We start from the raw sequence: 23076 nt of genomic DNA on the forward strand, positions 1-23076 counted from the left end.
CGAGGCAGGTGGGGCGGGTCAGCGTCGGCCAGCGCCCGCAGGGACGAGGAGCGTCGAGCCGGGCAGCACCTGGTAGCCGTCGGTCAGGCCGGCGAGCAGGAGTTCGTCGTCGAAGGTCTGGGCTGTCGACTGGCCCTCGGTGTCGGGTGGTTCGGGAGCCGCGTTGGCCAGGGCCAGGGCCTGGTCGACGTGGCGTTCCAGAGGGGCTGCCGTGCCGGTGCCATACCGGGTCACCGCGGCCGGGAGCCAGGTGTCCTGGGACTTGTGGAACTTGCGGGCGCGGGGTGTGCCGATGCCGACGGCGCTGGCGCACTTGTTGATGCCCCACGCGAGCTTGCCGTCGCTGCGTAGGGGCACGAGGCGGACGAACCTCTCCTCCACCTCCGCGTCGGTCAGGACGTCGGTCATACCGTCGGTGGCCCCCATACCGCTCTCCACCTGCGGTTCTTCGGGGGAGGCCGGGTCGTCCGGGGTGCCGGTATGGGTGGTGCCGGTATGAGGTGGAACGGTTCCGGCGGCTCCGATCAGCGTGCCGCGCATGGCTTCGAAGGCCGCTGCGGAGCGCAGGTTCATACCGGCCCATTCCGCTTGCCGGACGCGGAGCTGCAGTCGGCCGACGACCTGTTCCAGCACGGCCGGGTCGGCGCACCGGGCTCGCTCGCTGGCGGTCTGGGCGCGGCTGTCGGCCCGTGCCTCCAGGAGCCGGTATGCCCAGCGGGTCGGTCGGCCGGCTTTGCGGACCGCTTCTTGGGCGCGGCGCAGCCGGTACCAGCGGAAGGCGGCCCGGGAGACGCGGACCTCGGCGGTGGCCTCTTCCTGGGCCAGGTCCTGGCGGGCGGCCAGGAGCAGGGCGACGCGGACGGCCTCGACGGGGTGGAAGAGTCGGACCAGCGCCAGGCGGCGGTCCGGGCGGGCGCGGCTGCTGCGGGCGGCGCGGCGTTCCTCCAGGGAGCCGAGTTCCCACAGGACTGCGGCCAGGACCGGCCACACGGCGCGGACGACCGCGCCGAGCGGCGAGGCGGCTTCGGCTGCGGAGAACAGGGAGCTGGTGCCGGCCAGTACCCAGAAGAGGACGCCGGACAGCCCTGGTCCTTCGCCGGCGCGGGCGCGGCGGCGCGCGCGGCGGCCGCAGACCATCGCGGCGATGTCGAGGGCGACGAAGGGCAGAAGGTCGAACGGGTCGCTCAGGCCCATCTGGTGACGGCCTACACGGCGGAGCCCGGTCGCCGACAGGGCCGCTGCCGCGGCGGCGATGACCATGGTCAGGCGGTCTTCGAGACGGCGTCCGTGCAGGTCGGCGGCAGCGGAGCGCTGCTTGTCGTCGAGGGCGGCGTGGAGAGCCCGCCGTCGGCGCAGGGCGAGCGCCGGGCCGAGGGTGAGAACGATCGCGCCAGCGATGAACTGCCAGGAGGTGAGCAGCTCGGTGATGGGGAGCGTCGTTCCCGGGATCTGGTCGAAGGTCACGGGCTGTCCCTCCGGGCGGCCTCGCTGGCGGCCTCGGCGGCGCGTGCCTGCAGCTCTGCGGTAGTGACGAGGGTGGGCTCCTCGGTGACCCAGGTGCGAAACGCCTCGCGCTCGAGGGCGGCCTGGTGCCACAGCGCGAGCAGCAGGAGGGTCAGCGGGCTGATCTGGTCGGTGCCGGCCGTGGCGGGGACCGGCACGACCAGGATCTGGGCGGGTTCGCGCCGGGCGAGATGGCTGATCAGGCGGCGGTGGCGGCTGCGTAGTTCGGTCAGCTCGCGGCGGGCGGTTCGGGCCTCGTGGCGCGCGGTCGCCGCCGTCCGGAGCAGGCCGGCGAGGGTGCTCGTGCGGATGAAGCGGATCATCGGTCACCGCCGCGGTACGGCCGGCCGGTCGGCTGCTGGGTGGTGGCGCCGGCGCGGTAGGACGTCGCGGCAGTGCGGGGGTCCTGGTGGTGGATCACGCCGCCTCCGTCCAGCCGGCCGCGACCCGGTGGGTGCGGCGGAGGTTGTCGCGGTGCTGGACAGCGGCGAGGATCGCGGCCGTGTTCTCGGCTCGCCTGGTGGTCGGGATGGAGGTGCCGGTGTACTGCTGGGCGATGCGCTGGACATCGGCGCCAGCCTGGATCCGGTCGGACTGGGCGAGGGCGGATCGGGTGTCTTCGGCGCGGGCGCTCGCCAGTCGCTTGTGCTCGGTCTTGAGGCGGACGGCGAGCTTCTGCTGGGACAGGCCGCCGCGGACGCCGTGCGGGTCGTCGTCCCGGAGGGCGAGCTCGGCGCATACGGCGCGGACGGGGCAGACGGAGCAGTGGTCGCGGATGGTGGCGGCCCTGCGGCGGCGCCAGGTGGCGTCGGGCTCTTCGTCGCCCTGGTAGAAGTGGTCGGGGTCGGGAGCCACCGTGTGGCAGACGGAGTGTTCCAGGGCCTTGCGCAGCTGCGGCCGGCGCAGCTCTCGGGCAATGAGGTTGCCGTCGCGGCCGGCGAGGTATCCGCCGGCGGCGAGGACGTCGATCGGGTCCGCCTGGGCGAGGTAGAGGGCGATGGCCGCCTCATCGGTGCCGTCGGCGGCCGATCGTGTCTCGGCAGGGGCCGGCTGGCCTGCCATCATGATGCTGTTCATGGATTGTCGTCTCCTGTGAAGCGGGGGGCGACGCGCTCCGCACGGCCTCCGGGGGTCCAGCCCCGGAGGCCGCTTGCGTGGAGCGCGCGGATCGGGCGGGCCGTTCGGCGGTGGTGGCCGCCCGGCCCGCGGGGACCGTGCTGGGCACGGTCCGGGGTCAGCGGGTGGTGCAGCGCGGGTCGTTCGGGGCGACGGCGACGGAGCCGTACTTGTCGTCGCCGTGGAAGATCACGTACACGCGGTTCGGCCCGTCGCACTTCGCGCCGACGTTGGAGAAGCCGTCGCTCATCACGACGATGTCCATCGGCTGCTTGTTGATCGCGCCCTTCGGCGCGTCCAGGAGGGGCTGGGTGGCCTTGCCTCCGTCCAGGGCGCAGCCGGTGGCGCCGAGGGCCAGCGTCGCGGTGAGGGCGCCAGCGGCGATTCGGGTTCGGGCGTTCATGGAGGGCTCCATCACTCATAGGCACATCTGGCTCATCTGGCTCGTTCCAGTTGAGCCAGATGTGTGATGATGGTGCACCTGAAGATCGATCACGTCAAGGGGGATGCCCGATGAAGCGGACCAGGGCCCGGGGCCGCCCGCACCGGTACGGCAAGATGTGCCTCATGTCGCAGCCGAGCCAGCAGGACAAGGTCACTGCCGAACTGCGCCGCGCGATCGTGGCCGGCGAGTTCGCCCCAGGCAGCTTCCTGCCCTCCAGCCGGGCGCTCGCCTCGCGGTTCGACGTGGTCCGCAACACGGCCATGGCCGGCATCGAGCCGCTGGTCAAGGAAGGGCTGGTGGAGTCGCTCCCCAAGCGCGGCTACCGGGTGATCGGCGCCCCGAAGGCGTTCGAGGTCGTCTGGACGCAGGGCGGGCAGCTTCTGCCCGCCGGCGAGGAGGAGCTCGGCCGCGGCGAAGAGCTGTGCGCGGAGATCCGCCAGGCACCGAGCCCGGTCGCCCGCCTCCTCCAGGGCCCGGACGGGATGACGGTGGCGGTGCGCAGCACCGTGCACCAGCACGCGGGGGCGCCGTGGGCGCTTCGCGAGTTCTTCACCCCGCGATCGGTGGCCGATGTGGCCCGCCGGCTGCTGGAGCCGGAGTACGTCGACGAGGAGCGACTGCTCGCGGAGCACGGGCTGGGGCGGGACGGCGTCCGCAGTAGCTGGTCGACCAGAGCTGCGACCGCCGACGAGGCTCGCGTACTGAAGTCCGGCCCCGCCCCCGTGCACTTCATCCAGCGGACCGGCTTCCACGAGGGCGAACCCGTCTTCTGCGAGCTGACGGCGGTTCGCACTGATCGCGTGCATCTGTCGCGGTCAGCCGGGAATCCACCTGAAATGCCCGAGACATGACAGGTTTTTGGTGTGTGCGCGCCATGTGTGGCGACCATCAATCGGCTGTCCACATACGACAGGTATGGGGATAGGGTGACATCCAGTCGATCTAGCATCGGCCCCGAAAATGCACGATGCCCCCGCGACCTTGAGCAAGTCACGGGGGCTTATCGAACCGAGAACCGATAAGGCGGTGTCTCGTGGTGAAGCGTACCCGCACCCACGCGCAAGCACTCAGTCAGCCTGCTGATCGAGCGACGTCTTCGACGTCGCCGCGGCGGGCTGTTCTGCTGTGCGGCTCGCGCGATGGGCGCACCGCCCCGGTTGAGGGGGGCGGGATGTCGTAGTTCGCCGGGCGGGCGCCTTTTGCCAGGCCGCTCCTCGCCCTTCTCCGCCGGTCCCGGAGTTTGCCGCTCCTCGACCCGGCCTTCACCGCTCAGCAGGAGTTTGCCGCTCCCCTGAGCGAGGTTCAGACCTCGCGGTCTGATGATCACTGCCTCACCAGCAGCCGCCCCAAGCGGGGCTTTGTCGTACCCCGGGCCAGGCCCGGAGAGGACGGAGTACATCTTGCAGTACCGCCATGCCCTTTGTCAGCTCAGGCCCCGCCAGCAGGGTCTGATCCCGGCCACTGCCCCGGCCCGCGCGACCAGATTCGCGCGCCAGGGCTCCTCGCGCATGTCCGCCGCCGGGATGCACGGGCCCGTCCTGGAACGGCTTCTTGCCGCGGCCCGCACCCCTTGTCCGGTTGCTGGCGGCCTTCCTCCGCGCCGTCTCCGGCCCGCGGTTCGTCCCGCTCTCGGCTGACTCGCCGGCCCGTACGGCGGACGAGGGGAGAACGGCGCTGCCCCACCCCCTTGTCCTGCAGGTCAGCCCCTGGTTCCGGCCAGGTCCGAGAGGCGCCAAGGAGGCAGCGGGTCCGGGTGTGGACAAGGGGGGCCGAATTCTTCCGCCTTCCCCGTCACACCGAACCGGGCTCGCACACCTCTATGGCCGACACCCACCTCTGACCGGCCGAGGACCGCGCCCACATCGACAACACAACAGCCCCCTCTGCGACCGGCGGGGCTGCGAAACCCAGCGCAGTGAGCCATGGGCCGCTGTGCCAGGAGAAGTGTGCCCACCATCGCTCTTTCCTCTGATTCACCGCTCGCCTCACGCGAGCACCCCGCTCCGGCGGCAGCGGGACCCGCCGCGGCGGTCTGCGGCGCGCCCGTCCGACGGCAGCGGGTGAAGGTGCCGATGCGACTGGTCACCTCGCCCTTCTACGCCGACATCGCGCTGGCGGTGTACGTGAAGGTGAAGGCGCTCGGCATGCGCGAGGAGGGCTGCCAGGCAAGGTCGTCGACGATCGCCTCGTACCTGAACCTCTCGAAGGCCTCCGTGGAGAGAGGACTCGCGCAGTTGTCGCAGCCTGCTCCGGACCAGGTTGTGGAGCTGCTCTCCCAGCGGCGCACGCTGCGCGGCGGGCAGGGGACCTCGGCGCTCCGCCGAATCAGGCCCATGTCGCGGACGGAGACCTTCGTGTGGGTGCCAGTGGCGGCCGCGGAGGACCTCACGCCCCGCCAGCTGCGCGCGTACGCGATCATCGCGTACGCGCAGGCGGTGGGTATCCAGCTGACCGAGGGGGAGCTCGCCGGCTCCCTGTTCCACCACTCCGGCCAGAAGGCCGGCCAGCAGCTGACCGTGACGGCGGCCGGCCAGGTGGTCGACGAGCTCGAGGCGGCACGGTGGCTGACGATTCGGCGCCGCGCCGGAGCCCGCGGACGCCACCTGTTCACCGCTCACGACATCGCGCCTACCCCTGCTCCGCAGGAAGAAGAGGGCTCCGGCCTGGCGGGCCCGGCCCTCGACGGCGACGCGGACCAGGCCCAGCAGGGGCACACGGGCGTCCTTCCGGCTGAGGCGGGCAGTCCTCCGGTTGGTGAGGGTTCGGGTCCGCTGGCTGATGAGGGATCCCTCGCGAATGAGGAATCACTTAGGACTGACCGACCGGAGGACGCGGGTGCGCTTGACTCATCCGCCGTAGGCGAGATTGAGGTAGTAGAGGGCGCAGCGTCTGTGGAAAACCCGCTGGTCCCCGGGCCGCGCAGTCGGCCTTCGGCGGTTCTCGCGCTGCGCGCGGATGCACACAACCAGCCCGCTATCCCCAAGCCGAGGACCGGCGGGTCGACGGAGTCCCGGCGGACGTACAACGGCCCGCAGCTGACGCTGAGCCCGGCGATCTACGCGGTGCTGGAACCGGTCCACTGGCTGCTGGAGCGAGTCGACAGCGCGTTCGTCGCACGGAAGATCGCCCGGGAGGTCGGCCGACAGCTGCGCGAGGGGATGGCCGCGGAGCGGATCAGCCACCGCCTCGCCATCCGCGCGGCCCGGACGATGGCCTCGGAGATCCGCGATCCGGGCCGCTGGCTGCTCGGCGTGGCTCTGCCGCGTTGGGGCTGCGGACACCAGGACTGCGAGAGCGGCGTCATGTGGTCGAGCGGGCGGCGCTGCGATGTGTGCGCGGAAGTCGTCGCCGACCGGGCCGCGGCGCGTCAACGCGATCAGCGCCTGGCGGAGGGCTTGTGTCCTGAGCACGGCACCCGGCCTGGGCCTGCCGGATCCTGCACGGACTGCGTCCTGGACGACGCCATCCGCCGCCCTGTCCCGGCCGCTCGGCCTGAGCCCGCCGGACCGCCGCGCGGAGCGTGCACCGGGTGCGGTGCCCGGATCTTCCTGATCGGTCAGGCCGTGGTCGACAGCTCCTGCCAGCTCTGCCGCTCGGAGGTGTCCGGGCTGCCGCGGGTCGCGGCGCGCTCCTCCTGTCCGGCCGTCGAACCCGCGACGTGCGTCGGCGGTGCGGACGGTGCGGCGTGCGACCGCCCCGCGCTCCCGGCCCGCAGCGTCTGTGTCCGCCACCGGATCGTGGAGATCGCCACCGCGGTCTGACCCGCGCACGCCCGGACCCGATCCGGACCGGCTACCCCCGGACTGGGACGGCCCCGCCGGGGCGGTGCGGCCGGTGGTGCGGGTGCTCCGCACCACCCGTCGGCCGTCGCAGGACCGCCGACGCGCCCGAGGACCGCACCACCGCACCACGTGGTCCGAGGCACGGACCGGTGGTGCGGTGCGCCGGTCGGTCAGGTGTCTGCGGCTCGACCGCACCGCACCGCCGCACCACCGCACCAGGGGGATGCGGTGCGGTGGTGCGGCGGTGCGGTGCGGTCGAGGCCGGTTCGGATGGTGCGGTGCGCCCCCATCGGGCCGACCGCACCGCGCGTGGTGCGGCGGGCAGCCGGGCCCATCGACAGCCCCGTGCGCCGGACCGAACCTCCCGCCCGGCTCGGCATCGGCGACTGCGGAACGTAGCCGCCAGCCCCCCTTGTCCGGGAGCAGTGCTCGCTGGTCACCCCCTTGTCCTGCTCCAGGCGGCACCCCTTGTCCAGCTCGACCGTCGTCGGCCGCACCCCCCTTGTCCGGGTCCCGGCAGGCGCCCGGACCCCCTTGTCCAGCGTCTGACCGCCCCCCTTGTCCAGGTCAGCTCCAGCGACGTTTCTCCTGGACAGGGTCAGCTCTCGTCCGTCTGGACGCGGGCCCGGCCCCACCGGGCGCCCGCAGCCGCGAAGGCGCCGGCCCGGGCCGGGAGCTGCTCGCCCGGGGGAGATCTCTCCCCCCCCCGGTCACCCTCCGCGTCCACCACGGCTCCTCCGGCCCAGGCCGTCTTGCGCCAGACCGGGCTCGGTCCAGCGTCCGCACCAGCACACCGCACCGCACCGCACCGAGGACGACGCCCTGGATCGCGGAGATGCGCAACGGCGACCGCACCTCCCGCACCACCCACCGCACCGCACCCACCGCACCGCCGCACCGCACCACCGAGGTGCGGTGCGGCGGTGCGGTCGGGGGGGCGGCGGTGCGGTGCGGACCCCTTGTCCGCGCACCGCACCGCGCCGCACCCCCTTGTCCGCGCACCCCTTGTCCGGCCGGACCGCGCCGGCGATTCCCCTGGACCGCACCGCCCGCGGAAGGCGATCAGGCCGCGGACAAGGGGGGTGCGAAGAGCGTGAGCGACATCAGCCAGATGACGCGAAAGGACGGGCACGGACGTGGCCACCAAGAACCGCACCGCCTCTGCCACTGCTCTCTCCGGGTCCGGGTACGGCGCCCTGCAGCGCATGAACCGCGACTGGGAGGTCCTCAGCCGCGACCCCCGCGCTGCCGACCGGATCGTTCGCTGGGGGGAGGAGGACGACCAGCTCGCCGGTGTCCGTACCCCCCAGGACGTCGTCGAGCGCCTGGTCCTGCTCTTCCGCCGCGGTGACTGGGCCGGCCACGACCAGGCCCTGGCCGCACTGCTCCGGCGGGCGACCACGGACGACTTCGACGGGCAGGTGGCCTGGCGGGTCGCCGTCCGGATCTTCCTGCCCAAGGCGATCTTGATGGCCAAGACCCAGCTGCGGCCCGGGGTCGACTGGGAGGTCATCTTCAGCACGGTCCTGAGCGCGCTGTTCGAGGTGGTGCGCACCTACCCGCTGGCCCGCCGTCCCCGGGCGATCTTCGCGAACCTGTCGATGGACACGCTGATGCTGGCCCAGAGCACGCTGGCTGACGACTTCGACGACCGCCGCGAGCTCCGCAAGATCACCCGGTCGCTGGCGCCGCTGGCCGGCGACCCGCAGGTGCCGCTGATCGGCACCGAGGCGCCGGACCCCCTCCTCCAGTTCGAGCTCGCCGACCTCCTGGCGCACGCCGCCGAGCTTGAGCTCGTCAGCCAGGACGAGCCGGAGCTGACCGACGGCGACGCCCGTACCGAGCTCCTGGCCCTGGTCATGTGGGCGGTCGACATCCAGGCGCTGAAGGTCTCCGACGCCCAGCGGATCACGGAGTACTACCTCAGCACCTCGCTCGACCCCGAGCAGGCGTTCCGCACCACCCGCGCCATGGGGGCCGAGGGCGCCAGGCTCCGCCAGCGCGCCAGCCGGGCGGTCCGCCCGCTGCGCGACGCCGATCTGAACGGCTACCTCGCCACCGTCTGAAGTTCCCGGCCGCCGAGCGTCACACCGCGGCCCCGATCGGCACCTCTAGTGGCGATCCGCATCCACGACCTCTTTCCGCCCAGCCCTCCACCGAGACCGGGAGTACCACTGTGTCCACTTCCCTCGCCGGCCCGCACGGACCCTCCGACTCTCTCCTCGACGAGGACGAGACCCGCGTCGCCCGCGCCCGTCGCCAGCTGACCGAGCTGGGCACCGCGCTCGTCCTTGCCCCGCTCGACCGCGGCGTGCACCAGGCCCTGCGCCGCTTCATGGAGCGCGACTCCGAGCCCGCCCTGCAGTCCTGGGAGTCGATGCTCCAGCGCAGCCCCGACGAGCTGCGCGAGCGGATCCGCGCCGTCATCACCGCCCAGGCCGAGCGGAGGGCGTCGTGAAGCTCCGCCGCCGCCGGCTGGCGGCCGAGGACGAGACGTGGGACGACGTCCCCGCGGCGCAGCCGGAGCCGGACGTCGTCGACAGCGAGGACGAGACCGGCTGGAAGACCAGCACCGCCAGCCTGTCCGGCGCTGCACGGCTCGCCCGCATCGGGGCCTGGGTCCTGATCGCCTCCGGCCCGCTGCTGGGCGTCGCGTCGCTGCTCGGCACCTCCGCTCCGGCCCAGAGTGCGCCCGCCGCGGCACCGGCCGCCCAGTCGGTCGCCGACACCGGGCCCAGCGGATTCGCGCAGCTGTACGTGGCGGCCTACATCGAGGCCGGGCAGGGCACCGAGAACTCGCTCAGCCCCTACTTCGCCGGGTCGATCACGCTGACCAACCAGCCGGGGACGCGCAGCACCACGCGCACCGTGGCGGTGGCAAGCCGCGAGGTGCAGCCGGGGTACTGGACGGTGACCGTCGCGGCCCGGGTCGCGCAGAAGGACGCCAAGGGCGCCTGGGCCGACGCCGGCCTGCAGTACTACCAGGTCCCCGTCCAGGTGCTGGGCCCCCTGTCCGCGGGCGGGAGCAAGAAGTCCGAGGACGGGGCGGCGGGCTACGCGGCGACGGCCCTGCCGGCCCAGGTCGCCGCACCGGGCGCGCTGAAGCCCAGCGGGCTCGGCTACGGAACCGACCGCGGCAGCAACCCGGCCGACCCCGCGACGCAGACGATCGCCGGGTTCCTCAGCGCGTACCTCGCCGGCAAGGGCGAGCTCGACCGGTACACCTCCCCCGGCGTCACCCTGCGGGCCGTCGCCCCGGCGCCGTACGCCGGCGTCGAGATCACGGACGTCGCCGACGACTCGGGCAACGCCAGCAGCACCACGGTCCCCACCGACGGCGCCGTCCGCCAGGCCCTGGCCACGGTCAACGCCAAGGACGCCTCCGGCGCGACGTATCCGCTGACCTACGCGCTGACGCTGCGCTCGCGCGGCGGCCGCTGGGAGGTCGCCTCCCTCGGGTCCGCCCCGGTGCTCCAGCGCGGAGGCACTCCGGCGCTGGTCGCTCCCTCCCCCAACTCCGGCGGCGCGGACGGCACAGGGGTCAGCCCCTCGCCGTCGCCGTCGAGCTCCTAACCCTGTGATCCAGAGAGAAGAACGATGCACACCACCACCGACCCGAACACCGTCCTGCTGGCCGGCGACATCCTCACCTGGGCCACGACCAAGACCAACCAGGTCGGCACCCTGGTCAAGCTGGTCGCCGGCGTCCTGGTCGTCGTCGCCATCATCGGCGCCTACTGGCGCACCAAGTCCTGGGTGGCCACCGCCGTGGCGTTCCTGCTCGGCGCCCTTGTCCTGTGGGGCATCGCCAACATGCCCAGCCTCCAGGGCAAGGTCGGCTCCGAGATCAACGACACCGGCACCAAGGCCATCCACGTCGTGGTCCCGCCGGTGATCCAGCCGCCCGCCGCCGGTGACGGGCCCGTGCTGTGAGCGCCGACGAGGAGCAGCTGATCGGGCACTCCTACACCCGGGCGCGCAAGCACCCGCTGGTGATCGGGAAGCTCCCGGGCGCCGGGCGGCTCCCCGGCGGCCCGTACACGATCACGCAGATCGTGACGATGGTCGCCACCTTCCTGCTCCTGGTCATCACTCGGCAGCTGTGGGCCCACTTCGGCGTCATGAACGTCCTGGCGATGGTCATCCTGCCCTGGGGCACGGCCTGGGTCCTGCGGTACGCCCGCCTGGACGGACGCGATCCCGCCCGGGCGCTGCGCAGCCTCCTGGTCTACGCGTCGACCCCGGCCGACGGCCGGCTGGCGGGCTCGCCCCAGCACCGGAGCCGGCCGCGGCTGGCTGGCGCCACCTGCACCGTTCACGTGCGGACTCCCCCTCGGGCCGCTCAGGCCAAGCCGGTTCCAGCGGCCGTTCCCGCGGCCCGGAAGCCGGCGGCCCGGCCGGCTCCGCGCCCGGCCCCCGCCCCACAGCCCGCTCCGGCCGCAGCCTCACCGACGCCCCGGACCCGTCCACCGGCCAGGTCCGGCCTGCAGGCACTGCTCGCCTCGCTCGACGAGCGATGACCCCTACTTCTACCTCCGAAGGACAACCAGCATGAACACCATCTCCCCGGCCTCCCTCGTCCCGGCCGCTTCCTGCGACCACGTACGCAAGGTCGCCCTCATCGAGACGCCGCTGATCACTGATCTGGTCGCCGCGATGAGGCACCTCGAAGCGGCCGCCGCGCGGGCCGGCAGCCCCGCAGAGGAGGCCCGGGCCTGCCGCGGCCAGGTGAGCGAGGAGGTCTTCGCCTCCTGGATCACGGGCAACGCCGCGCGTGTCCGCGCCGCCCTGAACCGGATCACCGCTCCCTACGAGGCACCGGCCGGCACCGTCCCGGCTCCCTGACCTCCTCTCCACTCGCCGCGCCGGCCCGGCCTCCGGAGCCGACCGGCGCGGCACCCCCTCGTACTTCGCACCGAAAGCAGGAATCTCATGCGCCTCCCCGTCCGGCACATCAGCGGCCACCTCCTCTGGACCAAGAACGCCGCCGTGTGGGGCGTGTGGAAGGTGGACTCCGAGAACTACACCCACGCCTCTCGGGCCACGAAGAGGGAGCGGCTGGACGCCCTCGAAGCGCTCTTCAAGTCGCTGCGCGGCGAGGTCCTGCTGCTGTCGCTGTGCCCGCAGGTGGATGCGGCGTCGGTGGTCACGCGCATGACCTCCGGGGTGGACCTCGACAAGTCGCCCGAGTACATCGACCTGTCCCTGAAGGTCCTCGACCAGCTGGAGGACTGGGAGCTGACGGGCCGGGTGGACTTCATCGCGGTTCCGCTGCCGGCCGCCGACTTCAAGGAGTCGGCGAAGGCCGTGTTCGCCTCCGCCCAGGGGGAGCTGCTCTCCACGCTCGGCATGCCGGTGCCGCCGGTGAGCGTCGCCGAGGAGGAGAAACGATTCGCCGATGCCCGGCGGATGGCCGCCTCCTGGCCGACCGGGATCAAGATGAGGCCGGCCACCGAGGCCGAGATCCTCTGGATATACGGACACAGCGCCCGTCGCGGCGTCACCGAGCCGCTCCTGCCCGAGGAGGGCGCCGCCCGCTCCCTGCGCGGCCGCGGCCACACGGTCACCGCCCACACCCAGGTGCTTCTGGACGAGGGGGCCCGCAGCGACAGCGGATCCAAGGCGCCGGTCAACCCCTTCCGCCGCCGCTACCTGAAGTCGTCGACCGAGCACGGCGACTCCTACCAGGCGTTCTGCGTCCTGTCGGAGATGCCCGAGAGCTTCGTCTTCCCCGGCAGCGAATACCTCAGCGCGCTCGATGACTTCGGGTTCCCCGTGGACTGGGCGGTCCGTCTGCACATCGAGGCCGGCTCCAAGGCCGAGCCGCGATCGCGCCGCCAGCAGCGCGAGCTCGCCCACCAGCGAGGCGAGTACGAGGGCGAAACCGCGGGCGTCCCGGCCTCCCTGGACAAGGCCTCGTTCCAGCTGGACGAGTATCGCGACCGCCTGACCTCCTCCTCGACCGAGGTCGAGATCCGGGCGACCGTCATGACGTGCGTGTGGGGCGCCGACGCGGACGAGGCCAACGAGAAGGCGAGCAGCCTGGCCGCCCACTTCGGGGGCAACGACTACACCTTGGTCAGGCCGGTCGGCGACCAAGCGGCGCTCTTCCACGCGATGCTCCCCGGCGTCCCCACGCCCAAGCCCGTCATGGACTACACCCAGTACCTCCTCGCCAGAGATTTCGCGATGGCCCTGCCCTTCTGCGGCGCCGCGCTCGGCGATGACACCGGCAGCCTGTACGGCCTGCAGCTCAACGGCGGCGGTGTGCGGCCGGTCTTGGTCGACTTCAGCCACGGCCCGAAGGTGAACGCGAGCGCCTCCGCGGCGTTCGTCGGCGAGCTCGGCTCCGGCAAGAGCGTCGCCATGAAGACGGCCATGCACTCGATCCTGGCCACCGGCCACCGCGAGGGCACCGCCGGCAGCCGGGGCCGGGCGCTGGTCATCGACCGGACCCCGCAGCAGGAATGGAGCCGGTTCGCCGCCGCGTGCCCGGGCACCACGCAGATCATCCGGGTCGACGAGATGGCCGGCATATCCCTGGACCCCCTGCGGGTCTTCCGCGGGCCGCGGGCCGCGCGGTACTGCGAGTCCTTCCTGACCCCTCTTCTGGGCATCGGCTCCATGAGCGTCGAGGGCGTCACGCTGGCCGAGGCCATCGAGGCGACCCGCCTTGCGCCGAACCCGAGCATGAGCGCCCTGGTCGAGACGCTGGCCCGGCGCGCCAAGACCCCGGACCCGGACGAGCCCAACGACGCCGCGGTGCGCGCCTCCGCCTCGGAGCTGGTGCGCACCCTCCGCGCCCTGGCCAAGAAGGACCTGGGCAAGGTCATCTTCGACCCGACGCTGCCGGTGGTCCAGATCACCAACGCCGACAGCATCGTGTTCGCGGTCGACCGAATCGGCCTGCCGACGAAGGAGGAGCTGGCCGAGCACCGGCTCGGCAGCCTGGAGATCGAAAAGCTCTTCGGCTGGCGCCTGATGTACCTCATCACGGCCCTGTGCCGCGAGATTGCCTTCTCCAACCCGGCCGAGTTCACAGGCGTGTTCCTGGACGAGTGCTGGTGGCTGACCTCGAGCGCGGAAGGCTCCAACCTGCTCCTGGAGATCATCGCGGACGGCCGCAAGCACTTCGCGGGCGTCTTCGCCGGCAGCCACGACCCCTACGACATCGGCCCGCGGAACGAGATCGGCGACAAGATCCGGTCACTGCTGTCCCACATCTTCGTCTTCCGCCACCGCGGCAAGACCCTGGCGAGCCGGTGCCTGGAGTTCCTGGACCTCGACCCGGCCGACCCGCAGATGCTCAAGGTCATCACGGAGAACCTGAGCCCGATCAACGTCTCCGACACCGAGCGGCTGCTGCGGGCCGGCGAGTGCCTGTACCGCGACCTGCGCAAGCGGATCGGCGGCATGAAGGTCCTGATCCCGGCGGATGAGCGCGCGGCCGACGCGATCCACACCACCCCTGGCGGCAAGGACGCCGACGTCGACGAGCTGGACGCGGTCCCGGTGCTTGAGAAGAGCTTTGCATGAGCGCCCGCCGCGCAACGGTGCGCCGCCCGCGCCCGCAGACCGGCCGCCGCCGGGTCTGGCTCCTCGCGATTCCGATCGCCGTCTTCCTCGCGCTGTTCGCCGCCCTGGCATGGGCCGACCCGGTCCCGACGCCGTCGCCGGGCCCGGCCCCCTCCGCTCCGGGCTCCACCCCGTCCCCCAAGCCGACGCCAGCGCCCAACCCGACGCCGACGAACCCGATCACCGAGCCGCGGCCGGGTCTGTCTCCGGCGCCGCCGGACGGCAAGCCAGTCGACGACCTGAGCACGTCGCCGGCGGACGGCTCCGACGGCCTCCTTCAGCCCTTCAACGTCAAGGACCAGTACGGCGTCCCGATCTCCGCCTACACCGTCAGCGCGGACACCGGGGGCTGGACCGACATCGACCTGAAGATCTGGAACATTTTGGCCCAGCTGTTCTTCGGCGTCGCGAAGTGGTTCATCGGCTTCGCCTGCTGGCTGATCAAGTGGGCGCTGGATTTCGGCCTGGCCAAGATCCTCGTCGGCCCGGTCGACCACATCGCCACGACGATCCGCGACCAGGTCATCAACCGGCTGGGCCTGCCGGGTCTGTTCCTCACGTTCGCGGGCGTCTACGCGGGCTGGCACATCATGTTCAAGCAGAAGTCGCGGGGCTTCGCCGAGGCCGGCGTCTCCCTGGTCGTCGCCGCGATCGCCACCACGGTGCTGCTCTCGCCGGCCCAGGTGCTGCTCGGGACCCAGGACCAGCCCAGCCCCGGCGGGTCGACGATGCTGCTGTCCCAGGAGGGTCTGCTGGGCAAGTCGAAGGACCTGTCCCTGCAGATCTCCAGCTTGGTGCTGTCCGAGGACCCCAGCCGTACTCAGGCCCAGACCGCCACCGTCAGCAAGCCGATCACCGACGCCCTAGTCGATGCCTTCATCGTCAAGCCGACCCAGCTGATGCTCTATGGGCAGGTCTTCGACGGGAAGTGCGCCGAGGCGTTCGCCAAGGCCAAGCTCGTTGAATACAACTGGCAGCAGAAGGGCCTGAACTTCTGGGAGGCCACCCGGGCGAACCCCGGCGGCGCGTCCTACAGCGACCAGCTCCTCAACGCCGGCGACCAGTTCACCAAGGCGTGCCAGGGCCAGAACACCAAGATCCAGGCGAAGAAGGCGTCCGCCGACCTCACCTTCAGCGCCGCGTTCGTCGCCCTGGCCGCGATCATCGTCTCGGTCCTGGTGGTCCTGGTCACCGGCGGCTTCCTGACCGCGCAGGGCTGGATCGCCTTCGAGGGCATCCGCGGCCACTGGGCGCTGTGCGCCGGCATCCTGCCCGGCGGCGGGCGCGCCGTCCTGTGGCGCTGGGTGTCGGCGATCACCAAGGCCGTACTGGCCGTGGTCCTGTCGATCCTCTTCTTGGCGATCTTCATCCTGATCATCATCGCGCTCGTCCGCGCCGACACCGGCAGCGTCCTGGCGGTCAAGTTCATCGCCATCGACATCACCGCGATCGCCGGGCTGGCCGGCCACAAGAAGATCAAGGAGACCGCCCGGCAGATCAGCGTCAACCTCAACAGGCGCCTGGCCAACGCGCGCGTCGGCGGCTCGCGGCAGAGCGTCTTCAACACCCCCGGTCGGTACGCCGAGACCGCCCCCGGCCTGAAGCAAGTCTGGGGTGAGGCCCGCGGCGAAGCGCGGAAGGTCACCCAGCCGCTCAGCAAGGTCGGCCGCACCGCCAAACAGCTCTGGACCGGTCCGCCGCAGGCCGGGAAGAAGGGCGGGCGGGTGCGCGCGGCCGCGAGGCTGGCCACCAACGTCGCGACCGCGGTCGGAACCGGCGGCACCGCGACGGCGGCGAAGATCGCAGCGCAGAACGTGGCGAAGCAGACCTTGAAGAAGCGCCTGGCCACGGCCGCCGCGAACAAGCTGTCCCAGACCAGGGGCGGCCGGGCCACCATGGCCACCGGAAAGGTGGCGGCCGCAGCCGGCAAGTACGGGTGGAAGGCCACCAAGTTCACCGCCCTGGCCACCGTCGGCGCACCGGTCGGCATCCCTCGGGGAGTCGCCGCGGCCAAGCGGGGCACAGCGACCGCGAAGGCCCGCACCGACCAGGTCAAGGGCCAGCTCACCGCGGTCAAGGACCGGACGGCCGCCCAGGTGGACAAGAAGTTCGGCGAGGCCAAGGCGTTCAAGGACGAGTACGTGCGCAACGTCGCGACGGCAAGCCGGTTCGTGGGACGCCACGGCGCGAACATCCAGCTCGGGATGGCGCAGCCCACGGCCCCGCCCAAGCCGTCCACGCCGATGGGGACCCGGGTCGCGGCCACCGCTCCCCGCGTTCCCGGAACGGCCCCGCGCCCTGGCACATCCGCGCCGAAGGCCGCGCCCAAGGCGGCCTCGAAGAGCACGCCGGCGGCACCGCCGAAGGGCCAGTCCGCAGGCGGACCGGCATCGGTTCCGGCCCTGCCCAACCCGCCGAAGGCCCCGGCACCCAAGGCGGCCGGCCCGGGCACAGGCAGCACGCCGGCCGCTCCGAGCTCCAGCTCAGGGACACCACGCCGCATCCGCCGCGCCACCCGGCCGACCGGACCGCCGAGCCCGAAGTCCTGATCCCGCTGGTGGGGCCCGCCCCGCGGGCCCCACCAGCCCCGCTCCCTTCTCGCGCCGTCGTCGCGCGACCACTTCGAACCACCGGACGGGGTACCCCCATGCCGCACACCGATCGCCAGCGACGCCCCCGCACCGCGGGCACTGTGGCACTTCTCGCGGCGTCAGCCCTTCTCGCCTGCGTCGGCATCGCGCTGCTGACCCACGGACCGTCGTCCGCTCCGAGGCCGGCCTCGGCACCGACTGCGGCCACGCCCCGGGCGGAGAGCAGCACCGAGCCTTCGGACAGCGCCCCAAGCCACCCGGCGGTGACGCCTTCCTCCAGCACCAGCCCCTCCACGTCGCCGGCCGGCGACGATGCCCCGAGCGTCGCTCCGGTGCCGGAGGACGTCGCCACCGCCGCCCGCCGGTTCCTCCTCGCCTGGACCGGGCACGACGCCCGGCCGGGGAAGGACGGCTCCTACGACGACGCCGCCCGCCGAGCCGGCGCCTACGTCAGCAAGGACTTGGCCGAGCAGCTGACGACCACCTCCCCTGGCAGCGCACGCCAGTGGCAGCAGTGGACCCACGCCCAGGCGCTCGTCGCAGCGGAGATCTCCCGCGTCGCCGTTCCCGACGGCGCCCCCGCTCCGACGGCCGACACGGCCTGGGTTCGGGTGTGGTACCGGCTGACCGTCACCCCTGCGGCCGGCAAGCCGACCGGCACGGACGAGCAGGTCGCCCTCAAGCTCCAGCGCAGCCAGGCCGGAACCTGGCTGGTCACCGCGCTGCCCGACGCGTGAGCAGGGGCCGCAGATGAAGAAGGTCATGTTCGCCCTGACCAGCCTGGGCGCCCTCCTGATCACCATCGTCATCGCCGCGGTCATCGCGGTCGCAATAGCCGTGGGCAGCGACAACACCGGCAGCGGGATGGAGAACGCCGGCTTCGGAGGCGGCATCGCGGACAACGCACCCGTGCCCGCCGAGTACAGGACGCTCATCCTCAACAACATCGGGAAGTACGGGTGCGCCGAGGTGACCGCCTCCTTGATCGCCGCGCAGATCTACAGCGAGAGCAGCTTCGACCCGACCGCCCAGTCCTTCGAGTGGGTGAAGGACCCCAAGACGGGCGAGAAGGTCAAGAAGCCGATCGCCGACGGAATCGCGCAGTTCATCCCCACCACCTGGGCAGAGCACGGCGTCGACGGCAACGGCGACGGCGTCAAGGACGTCTGGAACCCCCAGGACGCCATCCCTGCGGCGATCGCCTACGACTGCTACCTCGCCGACCAGGTGAAGGACGTCGCCGGAGACAAGACCGACAACATGCTCGCCGCCTACAACGCCGGCCCCTACGCCGTGCAGAAGGCCGGCGGCATCCCGCCCATCACCGAGACCCGCAACTACGTCAAGGCGATCCGGGACCTGGCCGGGAAGTGGGCCGCCCTCGACAGCGGCGGGAACGTTCCCCTGCCCCAGGGATCGGGCGGCGCCGCGCAGGCGATCGCCACCGCCAGGACCGCGCTCGACACGATGTACCAGTACGGCGGGGACTGCAAACCCCCCTTCGACCACGCCCGGAACAACGGCTGCGACTGCTCCAGCCTCATGCAGTACGCGTGGGCATCGGCCGGCGTGAACCTCCCCCGGGTCACCTTCGACCAGGTCAAGTCCGGTACGCACGTCAGCGACGTGTCCCGGCTGGCGCCGGGCGACCTGCTGTTCACGCCCGGATCGGACGGCAGTGCCTCCGCCCCCGGCCACGTCGGCATGTACATCGGCAACAACGAGGTCATCGAGGCACCGCGCACGGGAAAGCCCGTCCGGATCACGCCCCTGTCGCAGTGGACCGGATCCGCCGGCCCCATGAACACCATCGTCGAGATGCGCCACATCGGATGACGCCCCGGTGCCGGGCCGCCGCCCAGCGCGGCCCGGCACCAGAGGAACGGCCTGGAAGTTCTCGGCCCGGACTGTCACACCCCTGGGCACTTCGGCACCTCTATGTGCATCCGCCGAACTCCGACTGATGCCACCTGGAGCCATCCCATGCCCGAGTACCCGAAGACCGCCCCGGTCAGTAGCAAGGCCAACCGCCGATGACGACCAACGACGTGATCGACGAGATCGTCTCCGGCGTCGGCAACCTCCCCGAACTCGCCCAGCAGGCCCAGGACTGGGCCATGGGCAACCTGTGGTGGGTCGCCGCCTGCGCCCTCCTCGTCGCCGTCGCCGTCAGTTCGGTGCAGCGGCTGATGAGCCGGTCCACGCTGAGCAACCGCACCGCCTTCGAGGTGCTCCCCACCAACGGCTTCGACCCGGCGCTCGAGGACGTCCTGCGTTTCGCGAAGCAGATCGCGCGGGCCCAGCGCAGCACGTCCCGCTGGGCGTTGCCGGCCCGCGGCACCGCGATGCGCGTGCGGCTGATGTCCGTCGGCGGTCCGCTGACCCTCCGCGTCGAAGGGCCCGCCCGCGCCACGACCGTGCTGCGCCACCAGGGCTACGCCCAGTGCGAGCTGCGCGCGGTCACCGGCCGGGAGAGCAAGCCCGAGCGTCCGAAGATCCGACTCGGCGTCCACAACGACGGCACCAGCGCCTCGACCGCCGCCGCCTGACCGCCCGCACGAAGGAAAACGATCATGAGCAAGTCGTCCGACTCTGACGCGGCCGTGAGCCTGTCCAAGGACACCCCGCCAGCCGCCGAGCGCCGACTCCACGTCGCGCGCGCCGAACTGGCCCTGGCGCTGCCGGACCACCTGGCCCTGCGGGACGTCCCGCTGAAGCCCGATCCGCTCGAGGCCTTGGCCGCCGCGGTCGCCGATGTCCGCACCTCCCTCCAGGAGCGAGCCGACCTCGTCCTGGACCTGGTCCCCGTCGCTGCGGGCAAGGTCGCCCGCCGGCGCAGTCGGCTCCTGGCTGCCGCCCGGCGCTCGCCGAACGACATGCCGGCCATCCCTGGGATGCCGCGCCAGGGCGGGGGCGGCTCCGGATTCAGCCTCGACCGGCTGTCCTCGATCGGCTCGGAGATCGCCGCCGAGATGCGCGGCGCCCAGGCCAAGCGTCCCGCCGCGGGCAGCCGCCCCCGGGCGCAGCGCATGCTCAACGCGACCGACATGAAGGCCGCGATGGGGAAGTTCCACCCGGGTGTCGACCCGGTCTTCGACCTTCAGCTGCTCCTGCGCACCTGCTCGACCGACCCGCACCGGCCGCGTCTTCTGCTGGACCAGCTCCTCGCGGCCCTGGAGGGCTGGGCGGGCGACAACTACCTGCGGCCTGTCGGGCTGAACCTCGGCCTCACCCGGCTGCGCGCCGACTCGGTGTTCTACCGTCAGCACTTCGATCGTCGCTTCGAAACGGGGCTCTTCGCCCCGCGCCGACGCGGATGGGTGACCGGTGAGGAGATCGCCGGGCTGCTGAAGCCCCCGACCAAGCACAACTCGGCGGCGAACGTGATGCGCTCCGGCGGTGTGGTCCCGCCGCCCCACCCGGGACTGCCCTCGTGGACCGGCCAGCCCGACCTGCTCCCGCTCGGCTGGGTCTCCCGGCCCGGTGGCGGCGAGCGCCTGGCCGGCATCCCGTTGCGCTACCTGCTCTTCGCCCTGTTCCTCGGCAAGGCGGGCTACGGCAAGACGGAGATGTCCCTCGTCCAGGCCATCGCGCTGGCCCACAACGGGCACGGCATCTTGTTCCTGGACCCGCATGGGGACGGTTGGCAGCGGGCCCGGCCGTACCTCGCGCACCGTGAGCTCGCGCCGCGGATCTGGGAGATCGACCTGACCTCGCCCGACATGAACGCCAAGGTCGCGTCCTGGAACCCGCTGTCGATGCAGAACCGCAAAGAGGAGGACATCCCCGACATCGTCCAGTACGTGGTCACGGGCTTCTCCAGCGCGCTGAACTGGAGCGACTCGGCGGGCCGTGCCAAGACGATCCTCACCCGCTCGGTCGAGTCGCTCGTGGAGCTGTCCCTGCTGCTCGCGAAGGCCGGCAAGCCCGAACTCGCCCCGACGATCTTCCAGATCCGCACGATCCTCACCGACGAGGAGTGGCGCGACGCGGTCGTCCCCTACCTGTCGAAGAATCTGCGGGACTTCTGGGAGAAGACCTACAAGAAGTACCCGGGCGAGGCGACGCCCGTCGTCACCAACATCATCGAGCGTCTCGACAGCAGCAACGCCGTGAAGGCGTTCCTCGGGTCGTCCTTGTCCACCTACGACATCCGCACCGCCATGGACCAGGGCAAGGTGGTCTTCATCTGCCCGTCGGGTACGGGCGACACCGACCGGATCGTGTCGTGCTTGCTGATCTACGACCTGTTCCGGGCCGGTCTGTCGCGCCGGGACATACCCGTGGCGGACCGCAAGGACTTCTACTGCTTCATCGACGAGCTCACCGCGGTCGACGGGGCCAGCAAGGGCACGTTGGCTGCGATCGCGGAGCAGTTGAGGAAGTTCCGGGTGAAGTTGTTGGCGATGACGCAGATGGCGCAGCGTCTGACCCCGACGACCAGGCAGGGGTTGTTGCAGAACCTGTCGGTGCTCTCGACGACCGCCAGCGACGTCGACGAGGCGATGCTGGTGACCCGGCGCTGGGGCAAGAAGGTCGAGCCGGACACCATCACCGCCCTGCGGCCGTACAACTACGTGATGTCGGTGACTCTCGCCGACGGGCGCACCGACCCGTTCCGGGTGCGGGGTGCAAGCGTCGAGGAGCTGTACGAGGACTACCACCGTCCCGACGATCTGCCGAAGCTGTCGGCGTCCGTCGACCAGAACCTGCGCCGGCGCCCGGTTCGGGACATCCTCGACGATCTCCGTCGGCTCGACAACCGCATCATGCGTGCCCTCGCCTCGATCCAGGTGCAGCCGGACGATGACGACGACGTGCCCCGCGACCAGGGGGGCGTCGTAGACGACGGCGCCCCTGTCCAGGTCGAGGACGCAGCCGAGGGCGGACGGGTTCGGATCAGCAAGGACCCGGGCACGGTGATCAGCGGCTCCTACGACGAGGAACCGCCGTATGACGAGGACGAGCCGCCGTACGACGAGGACGACGGCCCGGCCGGCGGCTCGGTGGTCGTATGAGCGTGATCACCGACGCCCCTGCTCCGAGCGTGGAGCAGCGCGCCAGCTTCCACTCCATCGGCACCCGGGTGCTCCATGTGCTGTACCAGCACCGGGTGATGTCCACCGACCAGCTGCAGCGGCTGCTGCTGCCGGCGGCGAGCGCCTCCTACCTGCGCCGTCAGCTGCGCGGCCTCCTGGCGGCCGGCCTGGTCCAGCGCATCTGGGCCAGCCACCAGCCCCAGGCGGCCGTGCAAGGAGAGCGCAAGACGCGGCGCCCGACCAAGCCGCCGTACCTGTGGTTCCTGACTGAGGAGGGCGCGCAGTCCGTGGAGGACGGCGGGGAGCTTCAGCCGCGGCCCTACCGGATCACGCCGGAGGCGGTCGCCGGTGCCCGGCAGCTGCACACGCTGGCGGTCAACGAGACGGGCATCGCCTTCGCGCGGCACGCGGATCGGCTGGGGCACGAGTGCGGCCCGCTCGACTGGACACCGGAGGTCGCCCACCGGATCCGGGACGGGCAGCGCCGTTTCGAGGACGACCACGTCATCAGCGACGCGGTCCTGAGCTACGTGCATGTGCGCCGGGGACAGCGGGCGATGATGACGCTGTTCCTGGAGCTGGACCGCGCCACGATGACGGCCGCCCGGCTGGCGGCCAAGATCGCGGCGTACGGCCGGATGCACGAGTACGTGCCGCAGCACCCCGACCGGGCCCGCCGGTCGGCGGCGTCGACCAGGCCAGCGTGGCAGTACACCTACCCCGTCTTCCCCCGGCTCCTGGTGGTCCTGGACGGCAGGCCCTCACCCACGCTCGCCTCCCGGCTCGCCGCGCGGACCGAAGACCTCTACACCCTGACCCGGGCGGATCCGCGGCTCTCGCGTCTGGCCGGCCGGCTGTCGATCGGCGTGACCACCCTGCAGCTCCTGCAGGAGCGCGGCCCGTTCGAGCCGATCTTCACGCCGCTCCTGCGCGGCACCCCCGAGCAGCGGCCTCCGCTGACCGACCTGTACCTCAAGACCGCTCAGTGAGCCGGCGCGGCCCGCCGGCCGCGCCGCCACCGCACG

The 23076-nt window shown here is 71.9% G+C and carries 19 protein-coding genes; 15 read left to right on the top strand and 4 right to left on the bottom strand.

The window, feature by feature from the left end:
* Positions 1-18 precede the first annotated feature (18 nt).
* The 4 genes from F7Q99_RS34795 to F7Q99_RS34810 all read right to left on the bottom strand — a co-directional run bounded on the left by F7Q99_RS34795 (position 19) and on the right by F7Q99_RS34810 (position 3022).
* Positions 19-1464, bottom strand: coding sequence for a hypothetical protein (locus F7Q99_RS34795; RefSeq protein ID WP_326847486.1), 1446 nt, complete (start codon positions 1462-1464; stop codon positions 19-21).
* On the bottom strand, positions 1461-1826 hold the full coding sequence (locus tag F7Q99_RS34800; RefSeq protein ID WP_230211230.1) for a hypothetical protein: 366 nt from the start codon (positions 1824-1826) through the stop codon (positions 1461-1463). Before F7Q99_RS34800 ends, F7Q99_RS34795 begins: the two co-directional genes overlap by 4 nt.
* A gap of 94 nt (positions 1827-1920) precedes the next feature.
* The gene (locus tag F7Q99_RS34805) at positions 1921-2580 is read right to left on the bottom strand and encodes a WhiB family transcriptional regulator (protein WP_153469710.1); all 660 of its coding nucleotides are present in this window, start codon (positions 2578-2580) and stop codon (positions 1921-1923) included.
* A 157-nt stretch (positions 2581-2737) separates the two neighbouring features.
* Positions 2738-3022: a hypothetical protein gene (locus F7Q99_RS34810; protein ID WP_153469712.1), complete on the bottom strand. Its 285-nt coding sequence runs from the start codon at positions 3020-3022 to the stop codon at positions 2738-2740.
* 110 nt (positions 3023-3132) lie between these two features.
* On the opposite strand from F7Q99_RS34810, the gene F7Q99_RS34815 reads away from it, so the two are divergent.
* The 15 genes from F7Q99_RS34815 to F7Q99_RS34885 all read left to right on the top strand — a co-directional run bounded on the left by F7Q99_RS34815 (position 3133) and on the right by F7Q99_RS34885 (position 23040).
* Complete coding sequence (locus F7Q99_RS34815) at positions 3133-3915, top strand: GntR family transcriptional regulator (RefSeq protein WP_195911383.1); 783 nt, start codon at positions 3133-3135, stop codon at positions 3913-3915.
* 1221 nt (positions 3916-5136) lie between these two features.
* Positions 5137-6825 (top strand): hypothetical protein, encoded by a 1689-nt coding sequence (locus tag F7Q99_RS34820; protein WP_153469718.1) that lies wholly within the window; start codon positions 5137-5139, stop codon positions 6823-6825.
* Between the two features lie 1157 nt (positions 6826-7982).
* Complete coding sequence (locus F7Q99_RS34825; protein ID WP_153469721.1) at positions 7983-8912, top strand: hypothetical protein; 930 nt, start codon at positions 7983-7985, stop codon at positions 8910-8912.
* A gap of 110 nt (positions 8913-9022) precedes the next feature.
* Complete coding sequence (locus F7Q99_RS34830; protein WP_195911384.1) at positions 9023-9304, top strand: hypothetical protein; 282 nt, start codon at positions 9023-9025, stop codon at positions 9302-9304.
* Positions 9301-10419, top strand: coding sequence for a conjugal transfer protein (locus F7Q99_RS34835; protein ID WP_195911385.1), 1119 nt, complete (start codon positions 9301-9303; stop codon positions 10417-10419). The genes F7Q99_RS34830 and F7Q99_RS34835 overlap by 4 nt, the downstream gene beginning before the upstream one ends.
* Positions 10420-10443: 24 nt before the next feature.
* Complete coding sequence (locus F7Q99_RS34840) at positions 10444-10779, top strand: hypothetical protein (RefSeq protein ID WP_153469727.1); 336 nt, start codon at positions 10444-10446, stop codon at positions 10777-10779.
* Complete coding sequence (locus F7Q99_RS34845; RefSeq protein WP_326847487.1) at positions 10776-11366, top strand: hypothetical protein; 591 nt, start codon at positions 10776-10778, stop codon at positions 11364-11366. The genes F7Q99_RS34840 and F7Q99_RS34845 overlap by 4 nt, the downstream gene beginning before the upstream one ends.
* A 31-nt stretch (positions 11367-11397) precedes the next feature.
* The gene (locus tag F7Q99_RS34850; protein ID WP_153469730.1) at positions 11398-11691 is read left to right on the top strand and encodes a hypothetical protein; all 294 of its coding nucleotides are present in this window, start codon (positions 11398-11400) and stop codon (positions 11689-11691) included.
* 87 nt (positions 11692-11778) lie between these two features.
* Positions 11779-14382, top strand: coding sequence for an ATP-binding protein (locus F7Q99_RS34855; protein WP_153469733.1), 2604 nt, complete (start codon positions 11779-11781; stop codon positions 14380-14382).
* Positions 14379-16970: a hypothetical protein gene (locus tag F7Q99_RS34860; RefSeq protein WP_153469736.1), complete on the top strand. Its 2592-nt coding sequence runs from the start codon at positions 14379-14381 to the stop codon at positions 16968-16970. The genes F7Q99_RS34855 and F7Q99_RS34860 overlap by 4 nt, the downstream gene beginning before the upstream one ends.
* 374 nt (positions 16971-17344) lie before the next feature.
* Positions 17345-17749 carry a hypothetical protein gene (locus tag F7Q99_RS34865; RefSeq protein ID WP_153469738.1) on the top strand — a complete coding sequence of 135 codons (405 nt, stop codon included), beginning with the start codon at positions 17345-17347 and terminating at the stop codon, positions 17747-17749.
* 13 nt (positions 17750-17762) lie between these two features.
* Positions 17763-18848, top strand: coding sequence for a bifunctional lytic transglycosylase/C40 family peptidase (locus F7Q99_RS43490; protein ID WP_326847488.1), 1086 nt, complete (start codon positions 17763-17765; stop codon positions 18846-18848).
* Positions 18849-19045: 197 nt separating this feature from the next.
* Entirely contained in the window at positions 19046-19561 is a 516-nt protein-coding gene (locus F7Q99_RS34875) for a hypothetical protein (RefSeq protein ID WP_153469741.1), read from the top strand.
* A gap of 24 nt (positions 19562-19585) precedes the next feature.
* Entirely contained in the window at positions 19586-22030 is a 2445-nt protein-coding gene (locus F7Q99_RS34880) for a type IV secretory system conjugative DNA transfer family protein (protein WP_230211231.1), read from the top strand.
* Complete coding sequence (locus tag F7Q99_RS34885; protein ID WP_153469744.1) at positions 22027-23040, top strand: replication-relaxation family protein; 1014 nt, start codon at positions 22027-22029, stop codon at positions 23038-23040. Before F7Q99_RS34880 ends, F7Q99_RS34885 begins: the two co-directional genes overlap by 4 nt.
* Positions 23041-23076 lie beyond the last annotated feature (36 nt).

Origin of the sequence: Streptomyces kaniharaensis, assembly GCF_009569385.1 — a bacterium.
GTDB lineage: Bacteria > Actinomycetota > Actinomycetes > Streptomycetales > Streptomycetaceae > Kitasatospora > Kitasatospora kaniharaensis.

Excerpts from the sequence above, each read along its gene's own strand:
- F7Q99_RS34800 (WP_230211230.1), bottom strand. The coding sequence starts at position 1,826 with ATGATCCGCTTCATCCGCACGAGCACCCTCGCCGGCCTGCTCCGGACG.
- F7Q99_RS34805 (WP_153469710.1), bottom strand. The coding sequence starts at position 2,580 with ATGAACAGCATCATGATGGCAGGCCAGCCGGCCCCTGCCGAGACACGA.
- F7Q99_RS34810 (WP_153469712.1), bottom strand. The coding sequence starts at position 3,022 with ATGAACGCCCGAACCCGAATCGCCGCTGGCGCCCTCACCGCGACGCTG.
- F7Q99_RS34815 (WP_195911383.1), top strand. The coding sequence starts at position 3,133 with ATGAAGCGGACCAGGGCCCGGGGCCGCCCGCACCGGTACGGCAAGATG.
- F7Q99_RS34820 (WP_153469718.1), top strand. The coding sequence starts at position 5,137 with ATGCGACTGGTCACCTCGCCCTTCTACGCCGACATCGCGCTGGCGGTG.
- F7Q99_RS34840 (WP_153469727.1), top strand. The coding sequence starts at position 10,444 with ATGCACACCACCACCGACCCGAACACCGTCCTGCTGGCCGGCGACATC.
- F7Q99_RS34850 (WP_153469730.1), top strand. The coding sequence starts at position 11,398 with ATGAACACCATCTCCCCGGCCTCCCTCGTCCCGGCCGCTTCCTGCGAC.
- F7Q99_RS34855 (WP_153469733.1), top strand. The coding sequence starts at position 11,779 with ATGCGCCTCCCCGTCCGGCACATCAGCGGCCACCTCCTCTGGACCAAG.
- F7Q99_RS34860 (WP_153469736.1), top strand. The coding sequence starts at position 14,379 with ATGAGCGCCCGCCGCGCAACGGTGCGCCGCCCGCGCCCGCAGACCGGC.
- F7Q99_RS43490 (WP_326847488.1), top strand. The coding sequence starts at position 17,763 with ATGAAGAAGGTCATGTTCGCCCTGACCAGCCTGGGCGCCCTCCTGATC.
- F7Q99_RS34875 (WP_153469741.1), top strand. The coding sequence starts at position 19,046 with ATGACGACCAACGACGTGATCGACGAGATCGTCTCCGGCGTCGGCAAC.
- F7Q99_RS34880 (WP_230211231.1), top strand. The coding sequence starts at position 19,586 with ATGAGCAAGTCGTCCGACTCTGACGCGGCCGTGAGCCTGTCCAAGGAC.
- F7Q99_RS34885 (WP_153469744.1), top strand. The coding sequence starts at position 22,027 with ATGAGCGTGATCACCGACGCCCCTGCTCCGAGCGTGGAGCAGCGCGCC.